Genomic DNA, 24,858 nt, shown 5'->3' with positions numbered 1-24,858 from the left:
AACTACTAATAGTTTGGATTAGTAACAGCTGAACTACCTGTTGCAGGTGGATTTTTAACAATTTCATCAGCAGGTACATCCCAATAGTCCATAAAGTTGTAGTTTATAGTTGCATTGGTGTATACATTTTTGTTGTAGATGATTGTGCTGCCATATCTACCACCTCCTTTAGTGATACCATAAGACCAGCCCCATCTTCTTGAATCATAGAAAGAAAGACCTCTGAAAGCAAGGGCAGCTATACGCTCTTGTGTTAATACATTTAAAGCTTGAGACAATGTTAAGCTAGTACCAGCTACTGCAGGAAGGCCTGCGCCTTGGTAACTTCTTACTGCATCAATTAATGCTAAGCCAGCTGGAATATTACCTGTACGAATATTCGCTTCTGCTAACATCAAGGCGTTTTCTTCATACGTAGGACCAATATAAATTTCAAGACCACCTACTTGTCTAGTACCTAAAATTGGGATATTAGATAAACCAGCAGTAACGCCATCCACTAAGCTATAACGCGTAGAATTGGTGTTCGCATCACCATAAAAAGTACCACTAGATGTAGAGAAATTAGCCAACCTCTTGTCGCCAGCAGGAAATGATTGCACTAATCTTTCACTCACTTTATAAGTGGTAGCCTGATTGCTTGAAGCACAAATTCCAGCTACTGAACCACCAGCATTAGAGAAGAAAGAATTAGCCCCAGAAGTTCTACCTGTGAAGACTTTATCGCCACTTTGAATACCAGCGTTGCAATAAGTAACGATTGAAGCCCAATCAGCAGCACTCATAGTTGGAATTGTAGCGCCTGTAATAGTTGCGGCAGGGTTACCATTTACAAACGGCGATAATTTATTCAATAAAATATTCCTAGCCAACATAGTATTGATTGTTCTTATCCACTGTGCAGAAGATAAAGGGGTACCTAAACCTTTTTGGCACTGAAGTGGAATCAATTCAGAAATCATGGTTGTATAATCCGCTTGATTTGAAATACCCTTTAAAGCAGTCAACGCATTATTTAACTGTGTGTTAGACTCTGTAATAATAGCAGCTTGGTTAACATAGTTACTTACAATTGTAGAGGGCGTATTTACAATTAAACCCGCATAATACAATGTTCCAATTTGTGCATAAGCGTAACCTTTCCACCAATAAGCCCATGCTTTAACGGTAGCAACTTTATCAGCACTCAAACCAGTAATACTAGGTAACTGAATCAAAACAGTATTCATACCATTAATCATAGAATACATATTTGACCACTCATAAAACAACGCATTGTTTGCATTAGCAGTGGCAGCAGTAGTATTAAAACTTCTAATAATGCTTACTTGAGGACTAGCGTTGTTCACGGTCGTTGCTGATGCATTTGTAGGGTCTGCAATAAAATAATCAGGAACACCCATAGTGGTTGTTTGGTTATTAGAACCTTGACCACCTCCTATCACATCGCCCATTAATTCATGATAGCCCCATGGCAAAGAGAAATAACTATCGCCTAACCAGCCATCGCCATAATTAAAACCACTCCAATAAACGCCTCCTAAAGCATAAGCAGCAATACCAGTTTCGTTGGTAACGTTTCCTGCTAATGTTGGAGAATTTGGATTCACTTGGTTTAACTCCTTTTTGCAAGAAGTTGAAAAAAGTATTGCAATAAAAAGTGTCAAGTAGCCAGCGCTAGATAACAACTTTTTAAATATTTTATAATTTGTATGTTTCATAATCATTTAAGTTTAGTTTGAGTTTAGAAGCTAATGTTCAACGTAGCTTGATAAGCTTTCAAGTTTGGAATAGTGCTATGATCAACACCTCTATCGAAAGAGGAGTTAGAAGCACCAGAGCTGATTTCAGGGTCAATGCCTTTATAGTTAGTAATGGTAAATAAGTTTCTACCACTAAGTACTACCTGACATTTTTTAAGCCATTTTTTACTAGCAAATTTTGAGAAATCAAATCCAAGAGAAATATTTCTTAATCTCCAAAAAGAAGCATCGTTATAGAAATAATCTTTAGTAGCATTATTACCAGTACCCTTAGCTACATTACCTAACGCATAATAAGCACTTGCATAGTAAGCAGTATAAGCACCAGTGTTACCATTGATAGTAACTGGCTTAGTGAAATCGCTACTAATACCATCTCTGTACATCCACTCGTTGGTTTGGTTATAAAGGTGAGAACCATTAATCCAATCAAGTTGGAAACCAAAACTTATAAACCCTTTATAAGTCACTGTATTGATAAATGAAGATGTTAAGGTTGGGTTAGGATCGCCTAAAGCTTTTGCTTCGTCAGAGAAGAAAATAGCGTAGGTAGTATTATTCACTACACGACCATTTACTATTGAATAATTAGATTGTGAAGCAGCAGGAATAAAAGGTGTTTTGCCATCAGCTCTTAATTGACCAATGCTTGTTAATGCATTATAACCATATAGTTGACCAATTTTTGCGCCAGCTTTTAAGATTAATCCAGAGCTACCAGCAGCGGATGTAATAGGAATATCACCGCCAACAATATTGTCGATTGTAGAAGTCTGATGTCCAAAATTTGCAGTGAAATCCCAATTCCAGTTTTTAGTTGTTAAAACAGGAACATTAACCGCTAATTGCCATCCTTTTGATGATAAAGTAATCGCATTTTCAGTAATACTTTGAGCACCAGTAGAAGGTGGTAGGTTTACTGTATAAATCGCATTATCAGTATGTCTGCTCCAATAAGTAAATGAGAAATTTAGATTTTTAAACCAATTGCCCTTATTAGTATTAACCGTGAAATCAGTACCTACTTCGGTTTCAGCAGAAACTTCTACACCTAGATTTGGATTGATGCTACTTGTAAGATTAGTATAAGCTACTTGGTTACCAGTTGGTTGAGAATTTAATATTGGCTGCCTTTGATAAGTACCTGGCTGAATACCAGCTTTACCATAAGCTGCTCTAATTTTCAAATTAGGTAGGGTATTTTTTATAGCATCCCAAAAATTAAATGCCGGCAAGTTTACATAGCCGTTAAAGTGTGGGAATGTAAAAGGTGTATGTCCACCACCAAATGCAGAGGAATAGTCTGTTCTTAAACCAGCGCTTACACCACCATAGTTGCCATAATCAAATTTTTGTTCTGCTAAATAACCATAGGTTACAGAAGTCTCATTGTACTGATTAGCAATATATTGTTGTGCTGTAGAAGGGAATAAGAATGGTTGGACAAAAGGTACTGTTTGTCCCCAGAAATCTAGTTCTTTGTATACGTTCTTTCTATAATCGTAACCAACTAAAGTAGTAGATTGAATCGGAATTTTTAAGTGTAAATCCTTTTCAAAATCGATATTGATATTAGCTTTAAGGAATAAATTTTGCTTAGTTGAATTGTATTGAAAATTATCTAATTCCCCAGTATTATCTGTGCCATTGTACTCACTTGTCCAAGTGCCATAATAATTAGAGTTAGCATTTAAACTTTGATTGTAAAAAGTCCAAATATCATTTTCATTTCTCCAAGTAATACCATAACGGCCATTTAAAGAAACGTATTTATTTACTTTATAGTTTACATCAAAGCTTTGCGTAATATCATAACGCTTACTATCGCCTTTGGTATAATGTTCTCTATAAAATGGGTTGAAGGCATTAACACTCAAGAAACTAGCTCTTTGATAAGCTGCAGGTACACCACCAGCAATAGTATCTTGAAGGTTGAAGAAAGGAGACGTATTTAAAAAACCATACACACCGCCAACATCCGCATTGCTAGTTCCATAACCAAAACCTGGACCACCTGGCGCACCTAAATGTGGATGCAAGGTATTTTGTGTATAAGCCAAATTCGTGATTGATCTAACCGTAAAATTTTTAAATACCTCAAAACCTAAGTTCGTTGTTACATTGGTTCTGTCAACAAAGCCATTATCTTTCAATAAAGCAGAATAAGTTCTGTTATTAGATATAGAAAAACTATAATCAGTTTTATCACCACCACCACTTATAGAAAGCGAATTATTGAACGATGGCGCACTTTGAAATACTTGCGCAAATTGATCATAGTACTTTAAGTTACCTGTATAAGGTTTATTCGAAACATTTCTAGGATCCAAAATACCATATCTCGTATAGTTTTGCGTTTCCCCTGGCGCAGTACCACCATTATTAGAGCCATAAGTATAGGCAATAGAACCAGAACCTTGGATATTACCTAATATTGGATCGATAGATAATGGAGCACCAGCAGCAAATCCACCTGAAGCATTTGCTGATACAATATTACCACTAGCATCTGTTAAATAAGGGTGCAAATTGGCTTTTCCAAAATTGCCAGAGTTTGTATAAATATTATTAGAGATGCTTGAGGTAAAATTGATACTTGCAGCGCCTTTAACACCTTTTTTACTGAAAATTTGAATAACACCATTGGCACCTTGTGCACCATACAAAGAAGAAGATGCTGCACCTTGTACTACTTCCACTCTTTCAACTTGACTTAAATCTAAAGTAGTTAAACTAGCGAATGGTATTTCAACGCCATCTAATAAAATCATTGGTCTTGTACCACCTTGTATAGAGTTTATACCTCTTAAAACGATATTCACTTGGTCGCCTGGGTTACCAGATACTGATGAAATTTGAGCACCAGCAATTTTTCCAACCAATGCCTGATCAATAGAAGCAATAGGTACTTGTGGAAGCTTATCGCCTTTTATTGATTCTACAGAAATACCTAATTTCTTTTTACTTGTTGCGGTACCTGTACCTGTAACAACTACCTCACTTAACGATTTAGTATCTGTAACAAGGGTAATTGTAAGTTCGCTTGAAGTAGTAGCAACATCTTTACTTTCAAAGCCAATGGCACTTACCACCAATTTAGCGCCAGGTTTGGTTTTAATGCTAAATGAACCATCCGAAGCGGCACTTACACCATTTCGAGTGCCTTTTTCTAAAATTGTTGCACCTGCAACAGATGCGCCTTTGTCATCTACAACCTTTCCGGTTACTGTTTTTGTTTGTGCTAATAGCTGCGTAGCAGTTATTAGAAGGCACAGTAATAATGTGCACAGTTTTCTCATAATCTCATGTTTTGGGGTTACTAAATTGTTAAAGTTCCCGCAATCTAATTCAATCATGGAATAAAAAGATTAAAAAAGCCTTAAAAAGCGATTAAAACCCTAAAAAAATACATTCAATAATAACATATGTTTAATAAATAGTTGAGACGAGCAAGATTTAAATAGATTTTAATCAAATAGTATCATATATTTTACTGTTTCATATGTATAATTATTAAATAAAAAAAGAACGTGCATTGCACGTTCTTTTTTTATTTAATGAAGCAGGAGATTACTAGTAGCCAGGATTTTGAACCATGTTAGGATTTACCAGCATTTCATCAAATGAAATTGGGAATATGATATTCAAAGTTGACGGCGTTACGGTAATGCTTTGAGAAACTGAAGATGTTCCATCTTGTGCTTGAACTTTTACAAAACTTCTTTTTAAGCGGAACAAATCCCAAAAACGATAGCCTTCAAATGCAAACTCTTTTTTACGTTCGTTTAAAATATCTTCTAAAATTTGTGTGCCCGTAGATGCATAACCAGCAAAAGATGGATCTCTCTTTTGGGCTACCATATTAAGGAACAAATTAGCATTTGTAGGATCACCTGTGTTATAGTAACTTTCAGCAAGGATCAGTAAAATTTCTGCATAACGGCAAATCTTTACATCATCATAATTCACATAATCAATTGGATATTTGGTAATATAAATGGCAGTGCCTAATTGACCAGACCTAATTGAAGGGTTGTATAATTGTTTGCGAACATCGCTTGCAGCATAAGAATCATAAAAACTTTGTGTAGCTAAGATATCACCATAACTACCGCCATTTGTTTTTGGAACGAATAAATTTGCTAAAGTACCATCGGCTACACTATTATTAGCATCAGAAGTAACTTCAAACATTGTTTCCACTTTATCAGTTCTTGGTGTAGTACCTTTCCAATAACCAACCAAAGCGGTACTTGCTGTTAAAGAGAAGCCGCCATTGGTATATACATCTAAAGCTGCTGCTTTAGCATTTGCCCAATCGCCCATGTTTTGATAAACACGAGCTAATAAGCATTTTATAGCATACTTAGAGATAAATGAAGAATTCAATGTTCTATTAGCGCCAGAACCTGCTAGAACCATAGTAGCGCCTTGGTTGAATTTTGCCAAGGTATAAGCTTGATTTAAATCAGATAAAACTTGTGCATATACCTGTTTAATAGTACTTCTAGCAGGTTTTGATGATTGATCAAATGTAGTAACGATTGGTACACCCAAACCATCTGGATTATCGGTATAAGGTTTAGCAAAGTTTCTGCAAAGGTCAAACAATACCATACCTCTAACAGCATAAGCTTCAGACATCATTTGGCTGGCATTATCTGTACTAACAGGAAATCCAGAATTAATAATAAAGCTTGCATTTTTAATAGCTGTATAGGCATTTGCCCAAATGGCAGTAGCATAACCATCATTATACACCATATTATATTGGTTAAATGCTAAGTATCTACCAGAATTTGCTACTGACAAAAAACAATCATCAGACATTAAATCGCCTTTAACTACATAAGTTCTACCATAGAAGTCGGTAGCCCTTAATGATCCGTAAAGACCGTTTAAGGCAGCACTTAAATCTGCTTCATTTTTAATAGCATCGCCCAAAACCGCAGAGTTGTAAGGCTTGTTATCTAGAAAAGTTTTATTGCAGGCGCTCAGAAGCATTGTTGCAGCAATAAATATTGAAAATTGTTTTATTAATATTTGTTTCATCGATAAATATATTTTATTGTACACGTTTTAATTAAAATGTAATATTTAAACCAACAGTTGCCGATTTAGAAGGCAAAACCGATTGGTTACTTTGACCTAATACACCTTGTTCAGGATCACTTAACAATCGATCATCATAGGTTTTAGTCCAAAGATTGGTGCCTCTTACATAAAAGTTAACTGCTGAGACGTGTAGCTTACTTAAAATGGCTTTATTATCAAGCTTATATGCTAATTGTAAATTTCTCAAACGTATATAATCGCCTTTATACAATAATCTATCTGAACCTGAAGAAGAGTTGGTTGTATTACCATAAACGTATTTTGGTACATCTGTGATATCACCTTTATTCTGCCATCTTTTAAGGTTTTCAGCATATTTACCACGAGTAGGGTAAGTACCATCTAAGAAATATTGTGCATAGCCTTCTTGAATGTAATTACCATAATTGTAATAGAAGTCAAATGACAAAGAGAAGTTTTTGAATGTAAACGTATTACCTAAGCCACCAAAATATTTTGGTGATGCACTTTTGCCAACTAAGAATAATTTAGCATTGGCACGATTGGTTGTAATGGTACTTTTTGTGCTATCTGTATACCATTGTGCCGCACCATTATCAGGATTTACACCCGCCCAAGCTCTTGTATAAAATGCATAAAAATCTTGGCCTTGGCGCAGTAAATAGGAACTACTCTGAGGATTCGCCTGATCACCCGCTGGCAAAGAAGTAACGGTATTAGTATTGTGTGAAATATTGAAATTAATTTGCCATGTAAAGTCTTTTACTTGAACAGGAATTAAATTAACAGATATTTCAAACCCTTTATTCTCCATACCCGCTGCATTATTGATAAAGCTACTAAAACCAGTTGTAGGAGATATTTTTTGTCCAATTAAAGCACCTTCAGTAGTACGTTTGTACAAATCAGCATTTACAGTAATTCTGCTTTTAAGGAAACTTACTTCAATGCCAATATTAGATTGTTTTAATTTTTCCCAAGTCAGATTAACATTTCCGATATTATTGAATGTACCACCTGCTACGCCATTATAATTAGCACCATAACTATAAGTAGGACGCCATTGGTAGTTACCAATTTCTGCGTTACCCTGCGTACCGTATGATCCTTTCAATTTTAAGCCAGTGATGAATTTTACATTCTTCATAAAATCTTCGTTGATCACATTCCAAGATGCACCAACTGAATAGAAATTACCATAGATATTATTACTACCAAATCTTGAAGAACCGTCTCTTCTGTAACTTGCAGATAATGAATATTTATCTAATAGACTAAAATTTGCACCAGAATAAATCGATGCAAAAGCATAATCTGATAAATATTGGTTACCCTGAGTAGATGTGGCCGCATTTTCAGATGAATATAAGTCTACTTTAGGCGGGAAACTATTTACGGAACCTATTAATTGACTTCTGCTGTTTTTGATAGCTTCATAACCTGCTTTTAAGTCAACGACAAACTTCTTACTTTTTATTAAGTCTAAATGATAGTCAAATTGATTATACCAGTCCCATAAGAAATTTCTAGTATTAATAGATGTAGCAGCGCCACTTGAACCAGAACCATCACCCATAAAAGGGTTATTATATTGATACTCTTCATCACTAGTATATTGTAAACCTATATTACTAGTAAACTTTAAATCTTTTATAATCTTATATTCAACTGTTTCACCACCAATTAAACTTAAACGTTTTAAATAGCGTTTATCATTGGCCGCAACATACAAAGGATTGTAATGCGCGGGAAAGCCATAGTTATTATTAGTACTGATATTGAAAGAACCATCTGCGTTGTATGGATTTTGTGTTGGTCTTAATACCAATGACACATAACCTGGGTTACCAAAATAACCACCGCCACCAGAAATACCACTTGACGCCAATGCAGAATTTTGCACTACATCACCAACCTTAGCATTGGTTGTAAATGATAATTTGTCTGATGCATTATGTGTAATTTTTAACGTACCAGTAATTCTTTGAAGATCAGTTGCAATGGTAGTACCCTGCTGCTTGAAAAGACCACCAGATAAATAAAATTTTGTTTTAGCATCACCTCCATTGGCGCTTAAATTATATTGTTCTTGGGTACCAGTTTGGGTTACCAAGTCAAGCCAGTGGGTATCAATATTACTGCCATAACCATAGTTTGCCATAGTAGCGTCAATAGATGCTTGACTAGCACCAGAATTCACCAAACCCTCTCTTAACAAAGTAAACCAGTCAGCCGCAGCCAAAGGTCTACCAGCTTCAGGCATTTTAATAACCGTATTGTTACCAATTTCAGTATCAAATCTAAACTGTGTTTTGCCAACTTTACCACTTTTGGTAGTGATAATGATAACACCATTAGAACCTCTAGAACCATAAATCGACGTGGCAGCAGCGTCCTTTAACACAGAAATATTTTCAATATCATCTGAGTTTAAAGCAGCTAATACGTTGGTACTTGGATTGATATTAAATCCACCGCCATTGCCGTTAGACAAATCACCGCTATTAATCTGAACACCGTCAACAATGTATAAAGGCTGGCTAGAACCTAAACCAAATGAGCCAACACCTCTAATTCTTACCAATTGATTGGCACCAACTTGACCTGTAGACGCTACAGATTGTAAACCTGCCACTTTTCCTTGAAGCATTTGGTCAACCGAAGACATCGGCGTGTTTTCAACCACTTTTCCGCCCACATTAACAACCGAAGCAGTAAGGTTAGATTTCTTTTGGGTACCATAACCTACCACAACCACTTCATCTAAACTAGAAGTAGATGATTGTAAGGTTACGTTTACAGAAGTACTTTTAATGGTTACCTCTTGTGTTGTAAAATTAACCGAAGAAATAACCAAAGCTTTTGCAGTTGATGGTACAGATAAAGTAAAACTACCATCTTGACTAGTAGTAGTGCCTTTGGTAGTACCCTTTACTAAAACCGAAGCGTTTACGACAGGTGTACCTTTCTCATCTACAATCTTTCCTGTGATTGTTTTTGTTTGCGCTAATAACTGTGTGACAGCTACTAGAAAGCACATTAATAGTGTGCAGAGTTTTCTCATAAATCTGATGTTTTGGGAATTAATAAAACTTTAACAAATTGCAATTTAATAAATAAATGACATCAGCAACAAAAAATTGCTGCATCATCTTGCATTTTCACAAGATTTCCCGAATACATAAAAAACGCTAAGTTTTTGATACCAACTAAGCCAAATAATGAGAAAATTTGTATATAAACTATCACAACAAAACAAAAGCGACCCTAGATTGGGGTCGCTTTTTAAGTATTAAATAAAATGATATACGAAATAAGAAGTATTGTTTAGCCCACTGAAAGCTCAGAAGACACTTCGAACATCTTTTTGGTAGCATCTACAATAGCTGCAGCATCATATCTACATTCTCGATATAACTCTTTTAAAGTACCATGCTCCACCAATCTATCAGGAATACCCAAAATTTTAACAGATGCTTGATAATCATGTTGTGCCATAAATTCTAATACCGCCGAGCCAAAACCACCTACAACTGTACCATCTTCCACAGTAATTACTTTACTGTAATTAGAAAATACCTCATGCAACATGGCTTCATCAATCGGTTTTACAAATCGCATGTCGTAATGTGCAGGATTTAAGCCTTCTGTTCTTAACTCTCTAATGGCTGCCTGCACGAAATTGCCAGGATGACCAATTGATAAAATAGCAATACCGGCACCATCTTTGAGCTTTCTACCTTTTCCTATTTCTATCGCTTCAAACTTGGTTCGCCACTCTGGCATTACCCCTTCACCTCTTGGATAACGAATAACAAAAGGATATTTGGTACTTTCTAGCTGTGCTGTATACATCAAGTTACGTAATTCCTGCTCGTTCATCGGTGCAACAATAATCATGTTTGGTATACATCTAAAATACGCTATATCGTAACAGCCGTGGTGTGTGGGCCCATCTTCACCTACTAAACCTGCTCTGTCTAAACATAGCACCACTGGTAATTTCTGAATTGCTACGTCGTGCACCACTTGATCAAAACTACGTTGCATAAACGAAGAATAGATATTGCAAAATACACGCATACCTTGAGTAGCCAGTCCAGCGCTAAGTGTTACAGCATGCTGCTCACAGATACCCACATCAAAAGCACGATTAGGCATTTTTTCCATCATGAACTTTAATGAGGAGCCGCTTGGCATTGCAGGTGTTACGCCCATGATTTTGTCGTTCATCTCAGCCAGCTCAATCATTGTATGACCAAATACATCTTGATACTTTGGTGGTTGTGGGGCATTATAAGTTTTCTTAACTATTTCACCAGTGATTTTGTCGAACAAACCTGGCGCGTGCCATTTAGTTTGATCTTGTTCAGCCAATGCATATCCTTTGCCTTTCACGGTAACAATGTGCAGGATTTTAGGTCCAGGAATTTCTCTTAAATCTTTTAAGGTATCTACCAAATTGGTAATATTATGTCCATCTATTGGCCCAAAATAACGCAACTTCAATGCTTCAAATAAGTTACTACTACTACTTACCATGCCTTTCACACCTTCGGTAAGCTTATGAGCCATAGCACGACTAAAACCTTTGCCCACAGGCAGTTTGCCCATTATTTTCCAAACGTCAGATTTTAATTTATTATACGTAGGGCTTGTCGTAATGTCGGTTAAATATTCTTTAAGCGCACCCACATTCGGGTCGATACTCATGCAATTGTCATTCAATATTATCAGCACATCACTATCAGCTACACCCGCATGGTTCATGGCTTCAAAAGCCATACCTGCTGTCATACTGCCATCACCAATAATGGCTACACTTTTTCTATTTTCTCCTTTGTATTTAGCAGCCATCGCCATGCCCAAAGCCGCAGAAATAGAAGTAGAAGAATGTCCCACACCAAAAGTATCGTACTCACTTTCTGAACGTTTAGGAAAACCGCTTAGCCCGCCATATTTTCTATTTGTTGGAAATGCGTCTCTTCTACCAGTTAAAATTTTATGACCGTATGCTTGGTGACCCACATCCCATACCAATTGATCATAAGGTGTATTGTACACATAATGTAGGGCAACAGACAGTTCTACCACGCCAAGGCTTGCAGCAAAATGCCCACCATGCACGCTTACCACATCAATAATGTACTGACGTAATTCGTCGCAAACTTGGTGTAACTGTTCTCTGCTAACGTTTTTTAAATCGTTGGGTGAGTTAATTTGTTTAAGTAAAGCGCCTGGTACAATTTCCATGAAGTGGTAATTTTTGTAAAATTAGTGTTTTAGACAGGTTTCACATAAAGAAACAATGAAGACAAAATACAGAAAGAATTGTTGTATTAGGCTTAAAACTATGATAATGATCTTTGAAGCATATCAAGGTCAATTTTATGCAGTAATTTTTTACCATCTATTGTTTTCATTGCTAATAAAAAGTAGTTCGCGGCGAAGTATTCTTTGTTTATTTGCGCAAACTATTTTCTACCAAACACAAACCCTAATTGCCTTTAATAATTTTTAGCATTTACTAAGAATAGGGCAATATTACCTTTACTTACGATGAAAAACAAATCAGGATTATATTGGCGTTGTCAAATAGGAGGCTGGCTTTTTTACGGTCTAGTTTCTTTATTTTTCACACTTAGCCAATTAAATTCAAATCCACAATTCGCGAAAAACTTTGAACCAACTAGATTTTACCCAAGATTATTCATTTCATTGTTTACTGGCTTAATCATCACTCACTTACTACGTTTAGCAATCATTCAATTAAAACTACGTCCACCACATATCAAACAAAAATGGTGGCTTATTCTAAGTTGTACAGTTATAGGCGCTTATTTCTACGGTCTATTTAATAGTGCATTAGTAGAGATTTTTGAACTTTACGATCCTAAACGTAAATTCACATTATTACAGCGCTCTTATTACAACTTATTCAGCGACTCACCTATCATTTTTGCTTGGACAAGCTTTTATTATCTCTGGCATTATATTCAAATGAATACCAATTCTGAGATTGATAAAATTAAACTTGAAACGACTGTAAAAGATTTGGAACTACGCACCATTAAGTCGCACATTAATCCACATTTTATTTTTAATGCATTAAATAGTATTCGCGCTTTGGTAGATGAAAACCCTGAACGAGCAAGAACAGCTATTACAGAACTAAGTAATATTTTGCGCAGCAGTATGCAAATAGAAAAAATAGAAATTGCACCACTAGAAAGAGAATTAAGTATTGTGAAAGATTATTTAGCTCTAGAATATATTCGTTTTGAAGATAGATTGCGTGTAGAATACCATATTAATGAAGATACTTTAAATTTACCTGTACCACCCATGATGTTGCAAACTTTGGTTGAAAATGCGATTAAACATGGTATTGGCAAGCAAAAGCAAGGCGGTTTGGTAAAAATCTCTTCTACAATATATAATCAAAAACATTTACTGATTGTAGAGAACACTGGCGAACTTAGCAGCGATTACAATATGGAAGGTTTTGGTATTGCAAGTACGCAAGATAGATTGAAACTACTTTACGGCAAACATGCCAACTTTGAACTTACCGATGCGGGTAATAAATTGGTACAAGCAAGGGTATCAATACCTATTTAACAAATTTTGACTACTAAAATAGAAGTACGATGGCAATAAGCGCTATTATTATTGATGATGAAAGACTAGCTAGAAACGAGCTAAAAAAACTATTACAAGAACATAGTGATATAGAAGTGGTAGATGAAGCCACTAATGTAGACGAAGGCTTAGAAAAAATAGAACAACACAATCCTGAGTTGATATTTTTAGATATACAAATGCCCGGTAAAACTGGCTTCGATTTATTATCAGAATTAGATAAAGCCCCGAAGGTCATTTTTACTACAGCCTACGATGAATATGCTATCAAAGCATTTGAAGTAAATGCTTTGGATTATTTATTAAAGCCTGTAGAGCCTAAACGCCTTAGTGATGCGATCAATAAATTTCACGACGAATTAAATAAGGAAAAAGCGGAAGGCAATGCCAATTATAACCGTGGACCACTCAATGAAAACGACCAAGTTTTTGTAAAAGATGGCGAGAGATGCTGGTTCGTAAAGCTAGGCGATATTCGCTTATTTGAAAGTGTGGGTAATTATGCCAAAGTATTTTTTGGTGCCAATAAGCCCCTGATTTTAAAATCACTCAACGCACTTGAAGAACGCTTGGATGAGCGAATGTTTTTTAGGGCCAACAGAAAGCATATCATTAATTTAAGATGGGTAGAAAAAATAGAACCCTATTTTAATGGCGGTTTATTGGTAGATTTGAAAGGGGGTGAAAAAATAGAAGTAAGTCGCCGGCAAACGGTAAAGTTTAAAGAAATGATGAGTTTATAATATTAAATACAATCCATTCAAAAGCCGTTGCAAATTGCAACGGCTTTTTTATTATCAGCACCAAGGCAAAAAAATATAATTTTTTAAAATAAATATATATTCAGTTAAAAAATCTTGAATTCTAAACTATTTTGAGTAACAAATGAATTGAAAATACAAATTAAAATTTAATAAATGTATACAATATTTAACGTTACTGTATAATTTTTATACTTTTACAAAAATATTTGAAGTTTCATTAACCAAAACAAAGATATCATGTCAAAATTGACCTTTAAAACGGCAGCCCCATTTTTAATACTATGTGTTGTAGCCGTCTCGGCTTTATTTATTAAAAGTATACCTATATATGATGAAGGCAAGTTTAACGCCGCAGATATTGCTTGGATTATTGTAGCCACTGCATTGGTATTTTTAATGACGCCAGGTTTAGCATTCTTCTATGGCGGTATGGTGCATCGTAAAAATGTGTTATCTACCATGATGAAGAGCGTGGTAGCGGCAGGCGTGGTTAGCGTGCTTTGGGTAATTGTAGGCTTTAGCCTATGTTTCGGGGATTCGATAGGCGGTTTTATTGGTAACCCTACAACTTTCTTATTTTTTAAAGGCGTACTTTCTGGCAAGCCTTGGAGTTTGGCACCAACTATTCCAATGTTATTGTTTTCAATGTTCCAACTAATGTTTGCAGTAATTACACCTGGCTTAGTAGTGGGGGCTATTGCTGAAAGAATGCGCTTTACAGCTTATATCTTATTTACGGTATTATTTGCGTTATTGGTGTATGCACCATTGGCACATTGGAGTTGGCATCCGGATGGATTCTTATCAAAAATGGGTGCTCTTGACTTTGCAGGCGGCACAGTGGTTCATATTTCTGCAGGCTGCGCAGCACTTGCAGGTGCACTAGTTTTAAAACCAAGAAAATCATGGTTTATTAGCAAAGAAACTGTACCTGCAAATATTCCCTATGTATTAATTGGTACTGGCTTATTATGGTTTGGCTGGTTTGGATTTAATGCGGGTTCGGCATTGGCCGCCAATAGCTTATCGGTTTCTGCATTTGCCACTACCAATACCGCTGCTGCAGCCGCGGGCTTGTCATGGATGTTTTTTGATGTATTAAAAGGTAAGAAACCATCGGTATTAGGTTTTTGCGTTGGTGCGGTTGTAGGTCTTGTGGCCATTACGCCAGGCGCAGGCTTTGTAGCGATTCCACAAAGTATTTTTATTGGTGTTTTAGCAGCCGTTATTTCAAATGTTGCTGTAACTATTAAATCAAAAACAAGCTTAGACGATACGTTAGATGTATTTCCTTGTCATGGATTGGGCGGTATTGTAGGTATGTTACTAACAGGTGTTTTCGCCACTAAAACAGTCAATAGCCTTGGCAATAATGGTTTGGCCTATGGCAATTTTAGTTTCTTTTTAACCCAGTTAAAAGCTATGGCTTGTGCTGTTGGTTACAGCTTTGTGGTATCTTATTTAATATTCAAATTTATTAATTTTATCGTGCCAGTTCGTGTAAGCGAAGAAGATGAAGAAGAAGGTTTAGATGCTAGCCAACACGATGAAAATTATGTACAAGGTACATTACTTGTAAAAACAGCCAATGGTCTAAGAGAAGAGGCAGCACATTAGCCACAAAATATACTAAAAATCTATCAAGATTACACAAAAAAGGAAGCTCTATAGCTTCCTTTTTTGTGTAATAAAATTAGCATGTTAAAATATTCGAAAATATTAAAGTAAGATTAACAAACGTATTAACTTTTAATATTATATGTATTTGTAACAACAAAATAAAAGAGATTACTAGATAGCGGGCTCTTTAATTTCCAAAATTCTGCAATAGTGTCGCATTGTAGCAGTTATAAAAAATTCTAGTCTACTAGATCACTTACTTCAAGTGGAAATACAACTATTTTCGTATAAAACCTCAACATGATATAGCCCAAAATACCTGCAATAATTGAGGCAATAATGATTGCCACTTTTGCAATAATTTGTAAATCTTGTGTTGTATAAGCAAGTGCAGCAGTAAATATACTCATTGTAAAACCAATACCGCCAATCATCCCAACGCCAAGTAATTGCTTCCAATTGATATTAGCTGGCTTAGCTGCCATTTTAAACTTAACAGCCAAGTATGAAAAAGAAAAAATACCTAGTGGCTTACCAATAACCAAACCAGCAATAACACCAAAGCTGACGGTAGACGTAATTATAAAATCTATGTTCTTAGGTAAAACAATAGCCGTATTTGCCAAGGCAAATAATGGCATGATTACAAAGTTTACTGGATGAAATAACCTATGCTCAAGTTTTGACAATTGGTTTAAAGGCATACAGAAGCTCATAATAACACCAGCTAAAGTTGCATGTATGCCAGAATTAAACATACAATACCAAAGCAATATACCTAGTACTAAATAGAACAATAAGTTATTGAATTTAAATTTATTTAGCCCTATTACTATTAGCGCTATTACAGCACTAAACCCAAGGTATAAGAAATTAATATTGGCAGAATAAAATACAGCGATGGTAAGAACGGCACCTAAATCGTCGATAATTGCCAAAGCCGTTAAAAATATTTTGAGTTGTACAGGTACTCGTTTGCCTAATAAAGATAATATCCCTAAAGAAAAAGCAATATCGGTAGCCATAGGAATACCCCAACCCTTTTGAAACGGTGTTCCATTATTCAACAAAATGAATATAATAGCTGGACAGAGCATGCCACCAAATGCAGCAAAAACTGGTAATAATGACCTCTGTAAAGATGCTAGCTCGCCAATTGTTAACTCTCTTTTTATTTCCATGCCTACCAAGAAGAAAAAGAAAGTCATTAAAACATCATTAATAAACAGCAGGTTCGTTTCTGGCAGATGTAAAAAATGCACAAACCAATGAAATTCATTCTCCCAAAACTTAGTATAAATAAGACTTGTAGGCGAATAATTAGATAGTGTGAGCGATACAACAGTGCAAGCAATTAAAACAATACCGATGGCTCTACTATCCGCAAAGAAATCTCGAAGTGGGCTAAAAATTTGGGTTTTCAGTTTGGTCAACCCTATTAGGCGCTTGCTCATAATAAATTATGAGTGAATTTAAATAAAAAACGGTCTGAACCAATGATTCAGACCGTTTTTTATTTTACTTATAACTAATTATGCTTTAGTTGTACGACTTTGTTTGAAAGCTGGAAGTACGATTGTAGCTACTAAGATTGCAAATGCAGCGATGATTTGTAAAGTACTCATGATTGTTTGTTTTTAATTATTATGTTTAATTTCATTCAATTAGAAAACAAAGGAACACAGTAAATACATACAAATAATAGTGACAAAACACGAGAAAAAGGGGCGAATATTATTCAATAATAAAGGCATATTTCATTATTAATAAAGTAACCCTCAAAATTTGAGTACAAAACGCTGGAAAAATTATTTATTGAATTGTGTGGCACAAATTCTTTCACTAGCGATAAGAATAAACTATTTTCTAGCTAACAAGCGCCATATTATACAAAAATTATTATTGTCTAATTTTAATCATTTTTTAATTTTTTCTTAATATTGATTTGTAACTAAATGTGAAAAAACAAGGGCTTCTGGTATGCAGAAGCCCTTGTTACTAATTTATTCAACTTGTGAAACTACGCTGGATAAGCCTCACTACCATGTTCAAATACATCTAAACCTAAAGTTTCACCTTCTGGTTCTACACGTAGTTTCCATGGATTTGGTAATTTATTAATCACCCACATCATTAGAAAAGTGATAACAAATGTGGCAATTGCAATAGTAAATGTACCAATGGCTTGCGCTTTTAATACACTTAAATCACCACCATAGAATAATCCTTTTACTGGTGCAGAATTGTCAGCGCCAGTAGGACCAGTTACACCATATTTGCCCGCTCCAAAAAAACCTAATGAAAGTGTACCCCAAATACCAGCTAAACCATGTACCGGTACAGCGCCTATTGGATCATCAATTCTAAAATGCTCTAATGCAAGTGTGCCCACATACACAACAAGACCTGCCACACCTCCTAATATTACTGCGCCCAAAGGGTCAACCCAATAACAAGGGCAGGTAATAGCCACTAATCCGCCAAGCACACCATTACAAGTAAAGCCCAAATCAAATTTTCCTTTTGATTCGCCAAACCATAATGCTAAATACATAGCAACCATGCCACCAGAACAAGCTGCCAAAGTGGTATTAGTGGCCACACGACCAATACCTTGCATATCTACCGCAGACAAAGTACTGCCTGGGTTAAAACCATACCAACCGAACCAAAGAATAAAAGTACCTACAGCTCCTAATGTTAAATTGTGCCCACTCATTGGCCCACCGCCGTCGCGTTTAAATACTCTACCCAATCTAGGGCCAAGTACTATTGCGCCAGCAAGAGAAGCAACACCACCAATTGTATGTACCACAGTAGAACCAGCAAAATCACGGAAACCCTGTCCAAGTGATGGCAAGAAATTTCCTGCAGAACCCATTAATGCTAAAAACCCGTCTGGCCCCCAAGCCCAATGCCCAACAATTGGATAAATAAATCCTGTAATACCAATAGAATATAGAATATCACCGCGGAAGCTAGTACGACCAATCATTGCGCCAGATACAATGGTAGAGCAAGTATCTGCAAAAGCATATTGGAAAATCCAATGCGCAATCACAGGAATGCCATAAGCCAAATAAGTACCAGCTACCAATGGCGCGCCCGCCTTAATAGCAGACGCAGTTGCTGAAGGATTTGGGTCGCCTTGCAAAAAGAAGCCATGATAACCAATCCACGCATTGCCTTCGCCAAACATAAACGCATAACCAACAGCCCAGAATAATAGACCACAAAGACAGGTATCAAAAATACATTCCATTAAAACGTTAACTGTTTCTCTTTGACGAGCAAACCCCGCTTCTAACATCACGAAACCCGCTTGCATACCAAATACTAGAAAAGCAGCTACTAAGGTCCAGATAGTATTGGCGGTATTGGTTAAAGTGGTAGTGGTAGCTAATAGTTGCTTTTTTGTATCGGCCAATGAGGTTGTTAAAGAATCAACGCTTTGTGCGTGTGCTTCTGTACCAAGTAAACCGGGCAATACCTTCATTGCAGCCAAAATAATTAACACACCAAGTATTTTCCCAGCAAAAAACGTTAAACCATAACGTATTTTCTGTGCCTTGGTAAGATGTAAGGTTGGGGCAGCATATGCTTTTCTTTTACCCAATCCTCTTAGCGAGGTTAAAGTTGCTGAAAACATTTGAATAGGGGTTTAATTATGAAAAAATAGAATTCGAGTAAAGTTGTTACCATTAATTTTACTTAAAAGAACTAGTAGATTTTATAAAATAATTTTATACTTAATGAATAACTTCTTTTTAAAAACCAATTGATAAGTACTTATTTGACGTTTCTTGGTTTTTTCTTAAGCGTATCCAATTTTTTTGATGAATATTTTTCATAACTAATAATAGACATCATGAATAATAAAACAGAAATGTTAAATACAATTGTCATGTATAAAATTTTAAATTAACAAAATAATCTAAAAATCTATTTGTTAGACTAAATACTTACGATATATAAGTCATAGGTATAAAGTAGTGTGTCAGTCAGTAAAAATTCAATCCGAAATGATTTAAACAATATATAATCTAAATGCACATATGAATTCTATTCTTATGACCTATATAGGCTTATCTTTTAGCCAAAACTTAGACTTTAATTTTTTGCTATAATTAAATATATACTCCCACGTTTAAAACGCAGGAGCATATATTATAAAAGTTACACTTTTGATATTTTATATTAGCATATTTGATATTAAATAATTTATATCTGTTAAAATCTTACGATAAAAGCAATAATTCCTCTAGTTTCTGCTTTTACTAAATCTGGTGTAAATGTTGACGTGCTAGGAATATAGGAATTGGGATTAAACGAGGTTGAAGGAAGAGCAGAATAGCCTCCAGGACCAGTAACACCGCCTGGACCATTGAAATACGGAATACTCATATATCTATGCACTAGCTCAAATCTTAAAGTCATAAATTGGTTTGGGCTGTAATCAATACAAGTTGAAGCATCCCAACCATCCATTTTAGCGCCAGGAACAGCATCATTTAAGAATTTATCTGTTGCTTGCCCCGGCGGTACCAAAGCGAGGTATCTACTTGGGTTATGCAAAAAGCCACCACCTATTGTCCAACCCCATTTTGCATCTTTACCAAACCAAACTCTGTTATAAACCATTCCACTGATAAAGTTTGAAGCTGTGGAATCACCAAAAGGCGTAAATGTGTAACCGCCACCAGTACCCCATTGAAAGCCAAAATCACCCGTAACAGTAAATGCGGCTCTTTTAATACCCTTTGCTTTAGGGTTATCATAATATTTATGCTGCCAAGTATTGTCAGAATGGAATCTTTTAACTTCAGGTATGCCGGCTACGTCTGTTCCATAATAATTATTAGTAATAAAAGAATTGTTACCATTTGGCCTATGCAAAATAGAAAAACCTATACCTGGCATTTTATTGAACGTAGCATATGATTGCCAACCGTTAATAAACCATAACTCAATTTTTGTTTTCTCGGTGGGAAACATTTGAACACGAATACCGTTGAAAAACCACGGTGTGTTATCTGAAGTGTAAGAAGGTTGATAACTCCAATTTTCAAAATTATTATAAGAAAACATGCCTATATACGACATGAAAATACCCATATCAACGTTTATGCCATGCCATTTATTAAAATGGTAACCAGCATAAGCCTCAGATAAATATCTATATGCATCTGGTAAATCGTACTGACCTTTGTAGCCACTATAGTCATTTCTTGGTACTACGGTTGCTCTTGTACCAAATTGGGTCATAAGCCTACCTCGAATATTTTGCCAATGAAAATCACCACCAATACCAACAAAAGATACTGTAGATTCATTGTTTCTAGATAGAGCTGTAGAACCTAATACAGTATTATCAATAGGATTTTGGTTTGATCTCGTATAATTAACATCTACAGTAAAATCTGGTGTAAAAACAGGTCCATCCATTAAAGTAGTTGTTTGCCTATTATTTCCATTTAACCATGTAAAATCGGCAAAAGCGAACGGAGCAGAAGGTTCTGCCACAGCAGGAACAGAGTCCAAGGCAGCTACATTCCCCATTTTTGTAGCCATTCTTTGCTTTGCTCGTAAACCCTTAGCAGACAAAGGAATACTATTATTTTTTGCGAATTCGCTGAAGCCTTTATCTAATAAACTAAAATTAGCACTTGTATTTGTAGAGACATTGCTAGGTGAAGGTGATACTTCTTCAACTTTTTTACCAGTTTTCTCGTCTATAACATTAGAACTACTTTTTAATATTGTTGCTGTAGATTCATTGAGGCTCGTTGATTTTTCTTTAACCTGTTGAGCATTTGTAAACAGTATTGCAGTAAGTGCAATACTCGAGAGCATTGTTTTTTTGAACATCGTGTTTAGTTTTGGTTGCTTAAATGTTGCTTGTTAGTTTTGGTTGCTTGGGTTGCTGTTTTGGTGATTTATTTTATCTGTTTTGCATTAAAGTTTTAAAGGGTTAACAAAATTTATATTAATTGGTGCTAGCAAAAATAATATACTTAAATAGTTATATTTATCGGCCAATATTACTAGAAAGCAGGCGGCAGTTTGTATGATCTTGTAACTAGCTTTACACTACTTACCAATCGCCTATTACTACTACTTCCTATTAATAAATGAATGGTTTGAATTTTAAAACAGAAAAAAATATATTGGAAATTAGCAAGTTGAAAAACAAAGAAAAAGTAGCAAAAAGATATTTTTTCATAGAATTCCATTTACTTTAAATAAAATTCAACTATTCCTATTTTTTGCTAAGGTAAACTCAAAAAAATCAATTTTTAAAATATTTTTTCATATTTTTTATTTTACAATTTATTAACGAGATGTTTTTAAGGTTAATTTTTTATTAAGGAACCATGATTTAATTGATAATTTCAACAATAAATTAAGGCTTTGTTTGAAAAAATTCCAATGTAATATTTCTGGGAAAGAAAACTAAAAGCAGGCATTAAGAACGCCTAGGAAATACAGTAATAGCAATTACAAAATATCGCATTTCTTTTTATTGCGTCAAAGAAGAGATACTTAGGAAAGATAACTTTGCAATATTTTTTTATTTAATATTTTGTTTTAATTCGTAATTAGGAAAATTCTTCACAGAAAGCGTTAATTTTTTTACATTTTATTATAAGTGCAAGCATTTTTTTGGAGAAAAACAAAAAAAATTGTTCTTTTGATGAATTATCTTATTAATCTAAATATAAAAGTACCATGTCATTAAGATTTGAGGCAATTACCAAACTAACTGACGAAGTAGAAGCAGGAGGTGCTAAATCGTCTAAAATTACCGCCATTTTTGGCGAAAGTGTCTTTACTTTAAAGACTGCACGTGAATACCTAAGCGATGAGGCTTATAAAAGTCTTGTTGGCAGTATTAAAGGTGGCAAAAAAATTGACAGAGCAAATGCTAGCCAAATAGCTAACGGCTTAAGAGCTTGGGCAGAAAGTAAAGGGGTTACGCATTTTACACACTGGTTTCAACCATTAACTGGTACTACCGCTGAAAAACACGATAGCTTTTTTACTTTAAAAAGCGATGGCACAGCAATTGAAGAGTTTGATGGCGCTGCATTGGTTCAGCAAGAGCCAGATGCTTCTTCTTTCCCTAACGGTGGTTTAAGAGCTACTTTCGAAGCGCGTGGCTACACTGCTTGGGATCCATCTTCACCTGCATTTATTATAGAAATTGGCCATGGGAAAACATTATGTATCCCTACCATCTTCGTATCATATACTGGTGAATCTCTTGACTATAAAGCACCGTTATTAAAAGCTTTAGAAGCTTTAAACAAAGCGGCTGTTGATGTATGTAATTACTTCGACAAAAACGTTAATAAAGTAACTGGTACTTTAGGCTGGGAGCAAGAATATTTTGTTATAGATGAGGCATTGGCAAATGCACGTCCTGACTTAGTTCAAAGTGGTCGTACTGTTTTTGGTGCTGCGCCAGCTAAGGGTCAACAATTAGAAGACCATTACTTTGGTACTATCCCAGAAAGAGTGTATGCTTTCATGCGAGATTTCGAAAACGAAGCTTATAAACTAGGTATTCCTTTACGTACGCGTCACAATGAGGTAGCACCTGCTCAGTTTGAGTGTGCACCTATATTTGAAGAAATTAATATAGCGGTTGATCATAACACTTTATTGATGGACGTAATGAACCGCGTAGCAAAACGTCACAAACTAAAAGTATTATTGCACGAAAAACCATTTGCTGGCATAAACGGTAGTGGTAAACACAATAACTGGAGCCTTGCTACAGATACAGGTGTTAACTTATTAGCGCCTGGTAAAACGCCAAAGACTAACTTAATGTTCTTAACATTTTTTGTTAATACCATTAAGGCGGTACATGATTATGCTGATATTTTAAGAGCATCTATTGCATCTGCACCAAACGACCACCGTTTAGGCGCAAACGAAGCACCACCAGCCATCATTTCTGTATTCGTTGGTCAATACTTATTTAAAGTATTAGAAGAAGTTGAAACACGTGTTGGCGATAACTTCGACGAACAAGATGAAGCAATCTTGAAATTAGATTTACACCGCAGTATTCCTGAATTATTGATGGACAATACTGACCGTAACCGTACTTCTCCATTTGCATTTACTGGTAACAAATTTGAGTTCCGTGCTGTTGGTTCTACTGCTAACTGTGCTAACCCAATGACTATCTTAAATACCATCATGGCTCAAACCTTGAAAACATTTAAGAAAGATGTTGACGCTTTGATTGAAAAAGGCGAAAAGAAAGAAATTGCTATTATGCAAACCATTCAACAATACATTGTTGCTAGCAAGAAAGTATTATTTGAAGGGGATGGTTATAGTGAAGAGTGGCATGCTGAGGCTGAAAAGCGCGGCTTACCAAACTTAAAAACAACGCCTGTGGCATTAGATGCATTGGTAACTGATAAGGCAAAAGCTTTATTTGCCAGCAATAATATCTATACCCACAGCGAGCTTGAAGCAAGACACGAAATTGAGCTTGAGAAATACTTGAAAAAAGTACAAATTGAAGCGAGAGTAATGGGCGATTTAGCATTAAACCACATTATTCCTGCTGCTGTAAAATACTTAACGCAATTAGCTGGCAACATTGAAAGTCTTAAAGCTGTAGGTGTACCAGAAACTACTTACCGTAGCCAACTTGCAATCTTAAATGAAGTAAGCGAGCATATTAACATTGTATACGAACAAGTAAATGCAATGGTAGAAGCTAGAAAAGTAGCTAATAATATTGCTGATACACGTGCAAGAGCCATTGCTTATTGCGATGATGTAAAAGGTGTTTACTTTGATAAAATTCGCTACCATGTAGATAAATTAGAACATTTGGTAGATGATGAAGAATGGACATTACCTAAATACAGAGAAATGTTATTCTTAAGATAGTTTTTTAGCAACATGAGAAATACAAAGGCCCCGCAATTGCGGGGTTTTTGCTTTTTAATAGTATTAACCTTGAA

At 35.5% G+C, this 24,858-nt stretch carries 12 protein-coding genes; 4 read left to right on the top strand and 8 right to left on the bottom strand.

Annotation, left to right across the window (positions count from 1 at the left end; all coding sequences use genetic code 11):
* Positions 1–5: 5 nt before the first annotated feature.
* The 5 genes from ACFOW1_RS16210 to dxs all read right to left on the bottom strand — a co-directional run bounded on the left by ACFOW1_RS16210 (position 6) and on the right by dxs (position 12,092).
* Positions 6–1,721, bottom strand: a complete 1,716-nt coding sequence (locus ACFOW1_RS16210; RefSeq protein WP_379015723.1) for a RagB/SusD family nutrient uptake outer membrane protein — start codon at positions 1,719–1,721, stop codon at positions 6–8.
* 23 nt (positions 1,722–1,744) lie between these two features.
* On the bottom strand, positions 1,745–5,062 hold the full coding sequence (locus ACFOW1_RS16205) for a SusC/RagA family TonB-linked outer membrane protein (RefSeq protein WP_379015721.1): 3,318 nt from the start codon (positions 5,060–5,062) through the stop codon (positions 1,745–1,747).
* A gap of 274 nt (positions 5,063–5,336) precedes the next feature.
* On the bottom strand, positions 5,337–6,815 hold the full coding sequence (locus tag ACFOW1_RS16200) for a RagB/SusD family nutrient uptake outer membrane protein (protein WP_379015720.1): 1,479 nt from the start codon (positions 6,813–6,815) through the stop codon (positions 5,337–5,339).
* Positions 6,816–6,846: 31 nt separating this feature from the next.
* Positions 6,847–9,903 (bottom strand): SusC/RagA family TonB-linked outer membrane protein, encoded by a 3,057-nt coding sequence (locus tag ACFOW1_RS16195; RefSeq protein WP_379015719.1) that lies wholly within the window; start codon positions 9,901–9,903, stop codon positions 6,847–6,849.
* Between the two features lie 263 nt (positions 9,904–10,166).
* Entirely contained in the window at positions 10,167–12,092 is a 1,926-nt protein-coding gene (dxs, locus tag ACFOW1_RS16190) for a 1-deoxy-D-xylulose-5-phosphate synthase (protein WP_379015718.1), read from the bottom strand.
* Between the two features lie 306 nt (positions 12,093–12,398).
* Between dxs and ACFOW1_RS16185 the strand changes: the two genes are divergently transcribed.
* From ACFOW1_RS16185 to ACFOW1_RS16175, 3 genes are all read left to right on the top strand, one after another.
* Complete coding sequence (locus ACFOW1_RS16185; RefSeq protein ID WP_379015717.1) at positions 12,399–13,460, top strand: sensor histidine kinase; 1,062 nt, start codon at positions 12,399–12,401, stop codon at positions 13,458–13,460.
* A 29-nt stretch (positions 13,461–13,489) separates the two neighbouring features.
* Entirely contained in the window at positions 13,490–14,224 is a 735-nt protein-coding gene (locus tag ACFOW1_RS16180; RefSeq protein WP_379015715.1) for a LytR/AlgR family response regulator transcription factor, read from the top strand.
* 258 nt (positions 14,225–14,482) lie between these two features.
* Complete coding sequence (locus ACFOW1_RS16175) at positions 14,483–15,862, top strand: ammonium transporter (protein WP_379015713.1); 1,380 nt, start codon at positions 14,483–14,485, stop codon at positions 15,860–15,862.
* 242 nt (positions 15,863–16,104) lie between these two features.
* Here ACFOW1_RS16175 and nhaA read toward each other — a convergent pair whose 3' ends face one another.
* The 3 genes from nhaA to ACFOW1_RS16160 form a co-directional block, all read right to left on the bottom strand.
* Positions 16,105–17,319 carry a Na+/H+ antiporter NhaA gene (gene nhaA / locus ACFOW1_RS16170; RefSeq protein ID WP_379015712.1) on the bottom strand — a complete coding sequence of 405 codons (1,215 nt, stop codon included), beginning with the start codon at positions 17,317–17,319 and terminating at the stop codon, positions 16,105–16,107.
* Between the two features lie 566 nt (positions 17,320–17,885).
* On the bottom strand, positions 17,886–19,514 hold the full coding sequence (locus ACFOW1_RS16165) for an ammonium transporter (protein WP_379015711.1): 1,629 nt from the start codon (positions 19,512–19,514) through the stop codon (positions 17,886–17,888).
* Between the two features lie 581 nt (positions 19,515–20,095).
* Positions 20,096–21,733, bottom strand: a complete 1,638-nt coding sequence (locus ACFOW1_RS16160; RefSeq protein WP_379015710.1) for an outer membrane beta-barrel protein — start codon at positions 21,731–21,733, stop codon at positions 20,096–20,098.
* An 861-nt stretch (positions 21,734–22,594) separates the two neighbouring features.
* On the opposite strand from ACFOW1_RS16160, the gene ACFOW1_RS16155 reads away from it, so the two are divergent.
* Positions 22,595–24,784, top strand: a complete 2,190-nt coding sequence (locus tag ACFOW1_RS16155) for a glutamine synthetase III family protein (RefSeq protein WP_379015709.1) — start codon at positions 22,595–22,597, stop codon at positions 24,782–24,784.
* Positions 24,785–24,858: the final 74 nt, after the last annotated feature.

It is taken from the genome of Parasediminibacterium paludis, assembly GCF_042651445.1.
GTDB classification, from domain to species: domain Bacteria; phylum Bacteroidota; class Bacteroidia; order Chitinophagales; family Chitinophagaceae; genus Parasediminibacterium; species Parasediminibacterium paludis.
The sequence above is the reverse complement of the archived record's forward strand: the minus strand, read 5'-3'. Positions and strand labels throughout refer to the sequence as shown.